Origin of the sequence: Streptosporangium sp. NPDC051023 (assembly GCF_040689595.1) — a bacterium.
Classification (GTDB): Bacteria; Actinomycetota; Actinomycetes; order Streptosporangiales; family Streptosporangiaceae; genus Streptosporangium.
In genome coordinates this window covers 1-5,654 of the sequence record NZ_JBFBCE010000179.1, presented here as the reverse complement: position 1 = coordinate 5,654, position 5,654 = coordinate 1, and the positions used below count along the sequence as shown (strand labels likewise).

The following is a 5,654-nucleotide window of genomic DNA, read 5'->3' as shown; positions in this document are numbered from 1 at the left end:
CGGCCGGGCTGGTCGTGTTCCGGCTCATGCACCGGCTGCCGCAGGAGACGCGGGACGCGGACCGGGCGAGAACGGCGATCGAACGGCTGGAGACACCGCTGCTGCGCGCGCTGCGCCGGGTGGTCGACTGAACCACGAGGCCTCGCACCCCTCGACAACCCCAGACATCACCGATTTTCACCATTTCTCAGTAAATAAATGCAAAACATCCACTTTGAGACTTTCGTGAATTTTCATGAGCTTTGTCGTGTTTGGTGCTCGGGTAGGTAGCCGATGGAATCCGGACAGGAGAGCTTCATGGCTTTGCACAAGGTCACACGCAGGGAAGTCACCCCTTTCAACGACGTGTACGCGTCGCCACTGAGCCAGAGGGCGCTGCCGAAGTACCACCTCCCCGACTCACAGTCCGACCCGCGCGTGGTCTACGACCTGATCAGCTCCGAGCTGCTCTTGGACGGCAACGCCTCACAGAACCTGGCGACGTTCTGCACCACCTGGAGCGACGAGGAGGTCCATCGGCTGATGGACGCCTGCCTCGGCAAGAACATGATCGACAAGGACGAGTATCCGCAGACGGCCGAGATCGAGTCCCGGTGCGTGCACATCCTGGCCGACCTGTGGCACTCCCCCTCCGGCGGGACCACGATGGGCTGCTCGACGACCGGGTCGAGCGAGGCGGCGATGCTCGGCGGCCTCGCGCTCAAGTGGAGGTGGCGGCAGCGGCGGCAGGCGGACGGCAAGCCAACCGACCGCCCCAACCTGGTCTGCGGTCCGGTGCAGGTCTGCTGGGAGAAGTTCGCCCGCTACTTCGACGTCGAGCTGCGGCAGGTGCCGCTCGAGCCCGACGCGACCGGCCTGCGCCCGCACCAGCTACGCCAGTACGTCGACGAGAACACGATCGGCGTCGTGGCGATCATGGGCGTCACCTATACCTGCGACTTCGAGCCGGTCGCCGACATCGCCGAGGAACTCGACGCGATCCACTCTGAAACAGGCCTGGATGTCCCGATCCACGTGGACGCCGCCAGCGGCGGGTTCATCGCCCCGTTCATCCAGCCCGACCTGCTGTGGGACTTCCGTCTGGAACGGGTCGCCTCCATCAACACCTCGGGCCACAAGTACGGCCTCGCCCCGCTGGGTGTGGGATGGGTCGTGTGGCGCTCCGCCGACCTGCTGCCCAAGGACCTGATCTTCTACGTCAGTTACCTGGGCGGTGAGATGCCGACGTTCGCCCTCAACTTCTCCCGCCCCGGCGGTGAGATCGTCGCCCAGTACTACACGCTGCTGCGGCTGGGCCACGAGGGCTACCGGAAGGTCCAGCAGGCCTGCCTCGACACCGCGCAGTTCCTGGCGGGCCAGATCGCCAAGATGGGGCCGTTCAAGCTCCTGTACGACGGCAAGGGCGCGCTTCCCGGAGTCTCCTACACCCTGGCGGACCACGATCCCGGCTTCACCCTCTACGACCTCACCGAGCAACTGCGCACCCGCGGCTGGCAGGTGCCCTCCTACCCGCTGCCTCCCGACCGGCAGGAGACGATCATCCAGCGCGTGCTGGTCAGGCACGGCATCGGCCGTGACGAGATCTCACTGCTCGCCGAGGACATCCGCCGTTCCGTCGAGAGGCTCGGCCGGGGCGGCGGCGCGGAGCACAGGTCCGGATTCCACCACTGACCAGGTGCCTCGGGGGGACCGCATGCCCGCACCGAACTACCAGGACGTCGTCGAGCAGGTCATGGCCGCCGCGCGGCCGCGCATCGGCGCGGGGAAGGTCGCCGACTACATCCCCAGCCTCGGCGAGGTGGATCCGAACCAGTTCGGGTTCGCCGTGGCCACCGTCGACGGAGAGGTCCACGGGAGCGGGGAGTCGAAGACGCCGTTCACGATAGAGAGCATCTCCAAACTGTTCGCCCTCGCGCTCGTGCTCGGCCACGACGACAAGGCGATCTGGAAGCGGGTGGGGCGGGAGCCGACGGGCGACCCGTTCAACTCGCTCATCCCGCTTCAGCTCGCCAAGGGCGTCCCGGGCAACCCGTTCGTCAACCCGGGGGCCATCGTGGTCACCGACCAGCTTCTCCACGACACCGGCGACGCCTACGGGGCCGTCAGGGCGCTGCTGCGGGCCGAGACCGGCAACCCCCAGCTGCACGTGGACGCGGTCACCGCGCACTCGGAGGAGACGACCGGTCACCGGGACCGGGCGCTGGCCTATCTGACGGCCGACTTCGGCAACATGCTCAACCCGGTCCACGAGACGCTCGACCACTACTTCCGCCAGTGCTCCATCATGATCAGCTGCGAGGAGCTGGCGCTGGCGGCGCTGTTCCAGGCCCGGCACGGTGTTCGAGCGGACGGCTCCCGGCTGCTCTCCGAGGAGGACGCCCGCGGTGTCAATGCGATCGTGCTGACCTGCGGCACCTACAACGAGGCCGGCGAGTTCGCCTACCGCGTCGGACTGCCCTGCAAGAGCGGTGTCGGCGGCGGCATCCTGGCCATCGTCCCGGGGCGGTGCACCGCCGTGGCGTGGGGGCCGGGCGTCGACGACAAGGGCAACTCGGTCTCGGCCGCCGTCGCCCTTGAGGCGTTCGTGAAACTGACCGGCCTGTCGCTGTTCTGAGCGACGCCGTCTCCACACTCGGGCAACACTCGGACGATCGGGGGTAGTGGTGGCTCATTCGAAGCACGCCGCCGCAAGGCGGGCGAGGACCGGCGGAGCCGGCCACTACCTGACGGTCTCGACTCTCGGGCTGATGACCGCCGCCTCGATCGTCACCAGCCTGCGCGGCCTGTCGCTGATGGCCAAGGAAGAGCTGACGATGTTCGTCTACATCGGGTTCTCCACCTTCCTGTTCCTCATCCCGGCCGGCCTGGTCGCCGCCGAGCTCGGCGGCGCGTTCGGCAACAGGGCGGGCGGCCTCTACGTGTGGGTCGCCGAGGCGTTCGGCAAGCCGACGGGCTTCGTCACGATGTTCCTGTCGTGGGTGCAGAACATCGTCTGGTACCCCGCGGGCCTCAGCTTCGCCTCCGCCGCCGCCGCGTTCGCCATCGGCAGGCCGAGACTGGCCTCCGACCACGTCTACGTCGGCCTGTTCATCATCATCGCCTTCTGGCTGTGCACGTTCGCCGCGCTGGTCAGCAACCGGTTCGCGGCCAAGGTCACCAAGTACGGCTTCCTGCTGGGCACCGTGATCCCCGGGGTGATCCTGCTGGCCGGGTTCCTGGCCTGGCTACTGTCTCACCAGCAGATCGGCTGGAGCGAGGCGAGCAGCCAGGCGGTCTCGGTCGAGCAAGCCGGTCATCCCCATCCCCGGCTGTTCCCCTACATCACCGGCCTTTCCGGGCTGTCCTTCCTGGCCGGGATTCTGCTCAACTTCGCGGGGGTCGAGTCGCAGGCCGTACACGCGATGGAGCTGAAGAACCCGAAGACCGGCTACCCGATGGTGATCGCGATCGCGGCGCTGCTGTCGTTCGGCATCTTCACGCTCGGCTCGCTGGCGATCGCCGGAATCCTTCCCTACAAGGAGATCAACATCGAGAGCGGCGTGTTCGACGCCTTCAACCGGCTCTCGACCACCCTGCTGCACGCCTCGTGGCCGGTCCGGCTGATCAGCCTCCTGGTCTGCTACGGCGCGCTCGGCGGCGTGCTGGCCTGGATCATCGGCCCCAGCCGCGGCCTGCTCGCGACCGCCCGCGACGGGATGCTCCCGCCGTTCATGCAGAAGACCAACAGGAGCGGGGTGCAGAGCAACATCCTGATCATCCAGGGCGTCGTCGTCACCGTCATCGCCTCGCTCTACCTCTTCATGAGCGACGTCAGCACGGTGTACTTCCTCATCTCCGCCCTGGCGGTCAGCCTCTACATCATCGTCTACATGATCATGTACGCCTCGGCGATCAGGCTCCGCTACACCCAGCCCGGCCTGCCCAGAGCCTTCAAGATTCCCGGTGGCACGGCGGGCATGTGGGGGGTCGCCGGGGTCGGCTTCCTGGCCGTCGCGTTCGCCTTCGTCCTGTCGTTCGTACCGCCCGCCCAGCTGCCGGTCGGCAGCCCCGCGCTGTACGTCGCGCTGGTCGCGGCCGGGGCGATCGTCTTCACCGGGGCTCCCCTGCTGGTCGAGCGGTTCAAGAAGCCGTCGTGGAAGCGGTACACGGAGACGTCGCAGGCTCCGCCGTCCCGCCGGGACACCTGAGCGGCACGGCAGGCCGCCCGCCGCTCAGCCACACCCCCTTCAGCCTCCCGAAAGGCGCCGGTGCCACGCGACCGCGGAGGTGTCGGTGAGCGAGGCGATCTGGTCGACGACCACGCGCAGCCGCCCGGCGTCGGTCGCGGCCCTGGCGAAGGAGGGGCGGAGCGCGGGCTCCAGCGTGAGGGGCGCGCCCAGTGTGATCAGGTGGGCGAGGTCGCGGATGAGCTCGCGCTGCCTTGCCTGGTTGGCGCTGTGCTCGTCGCTGGTCATCACGTAGTGCGCGGTCAGCCCCTTCAGCAGGGCGCACTCCAGACGGGTCTCCCTCGGCACGACCAGGTCGGCGCCGTAGCGGCCCGCCGCCGGGCCGTAGGCCTCGCGGGTCGCGTCCTGCGCCGACCGGCAGAGGTGACCGATCAGGGCGCTGGTGAGCCCCTTGGTCGCGGCCAGGTCGGTGAGCGAGCCGTCGAAGTGGCGGGGCCAGAGCGGCTGGGCGACCAGACGGCCGAAGATGTCCTCGAGCTCGCCGATCTCGGCGTCGGGGGCGGACCAGGCGCGGGTGGTCACGCAGACCTCGTGCCGCTCGGCGGGGGCGCGCAGCGCCTGCGGCACGACGGCGCCCGAGTGCAGGGCGTCCTCCAGATCGTGCACCGAGTAGGCGACGTCGTCGGCCCAGTCCATGATCTGGGCCTCGAAGCTGACCCGCCCCTCGGGCGCGCCCTGCCTGATCCACTCGAAGACGGCCAGGTCGTCGTCGTAGGCGCAGTACTTGGGGCTCGTCGCGCGGGTCCACGGATACTTGGTCGCGGCGTCCAGCGAGGCCCGGGTGAGGTTGAGCCCGGCGCTGCGGCCGTCCTCGGTGAGCACCTTGGCCTCGAGCCGGGTCAGCAGACGCAGGCTCTGCGCGTTCCCCTCGAAGCCGCCGCACCCGGCGGCGAGCTCGTTGAGCGCGGTCTCCCCGTTGTGCCCGAACGGCGGATGCCCGAGATCGTGGGCAAGGCAGGCGGTCTCGACCAGGTCGGGGTCCCTGCGGAGCGCCTGACCCATCTCCCTGCCGATCTGCGCGCACTCCAGGGAGTGGGTCAGCCGGGTGCGCGGGATGTGCTGCCCGCTGCCGAGCGTCTCCGCGGGCCCGACCACCTGGGTCTTGGCGGCGAGCCTGCGCAGTCCCGCGCTGTGCAGCACCCGTGCCCGGTCGCGTTCGAACGGGCTTCGCTCAGGGTTGCCGGGGGGTTCCGGTACCCATCTTGCCTGGTCATGCTCGTCGTAGCCGTGCATAAGTGCAGTGATTTTATCCAGGAAAGAGGTGTCCCATGCAGAACGTCATGGAAACACCTGGTGACTCCTGGAAGGCGAGCACATGCGCTCCGTGTGCCCCACCCGCCGCGCACGCCCCGGCTCCGCGCGTCCGCACCTCGCCACCCCGAGCTCACCTAGAGCCCACCCAGGGCCCACCCAGGGCCCATCCCGGGC

General features: G+C 68.8%; 4 protein-coding genes. 3 read left to right on the top strand and 1 reads right to left on the bottom strand.

Going from position 1 to position 5,654, the window contains the following annotated elements; genetic code table 11:
- The first annotated feature begins 297 nt into the window (after positions 1-297).
- Genes AB0395_RS47520 through AB0395_RS47510 form a run of 3 tightly spaced genes read left to right on the top strand, consistent with a single transcriptional unit; the run spans position 298 to position 4,187 of the window.
- A complete protein-coding gene (locus AB0395_RS47520) occupies positions 298-1,671 on the top strand; it encodes a glutamate decarboxylase (protein ID WP_366294794.1) in 1,374 nt (457 codons plus the stop codon).
- Positions 1,672-1,693: 22 nt separating this feature from the next.
- Positions 1,694-2,614 (top strand): glutaminase, encoded by a 921-nt coding sequence (locus tag AB0395_RS47515; protein ID WP_366294792.1) that lies wholly within the window; start codon positions 1,694-1,696, stop codon positions 2,612-2,614.
- 49 nt (positions 2,615-2,663) lie between these two features.
- Positions 2,664-4,187 (top strand): amino acid permease, encoded by a 1,524-nt coding sequence (locus tag AB0395_RS47510; protein ID WP_366294790.1) that lies wholly within the window; start codon positions 2,664-2,666, stop codon positions 4,185-4,187.
- Positions 4,188-4,226: 39 nt separating this feature from the next.
- Here the strand turns inward: AB0395_RS47510 and AB0395_RS47505 are convergent, their stop codons facing one another.
- Positions 4,227-5,459, bottom strand: a complete 1,233-nt coding sequence (locus AB0395_RS47505; RefSeq protein ID WP_366294787.1) for a deoxyguanosinetriphosphate triphosphohydrolase — start codon at positions 5,457-5,459, stop codon at positions 4,227-4,229.
- Positions 5,460-5,654 lie beyond the last annotated feature (195 nt).

Excerpts from the sequence above, each read along its gene's own strand:
- AB0395_RS47520 (WP_366294794.1), top strand. The coding sequence starts at position 298 with ATGGCTTTGCACAAGGTCACACGCAGGGAAGTCACCCCTTTCAACGAC.
- AB0395_RS47505 (WP_366294787.1), bottom strand. The coding sequence starts at position 5,459 with ATGCACGGCTACGACGAGCATGACCAGGCAAGATGGGTACCGGAACCC.
- AB0395_RS47515 (WP_366294792.1), top strand. The coding sequence starts at position 1,694 with ATGCCCGCACCGAACTACCAGGACGTCGTCGAGCAGGTCATGGCCGCC.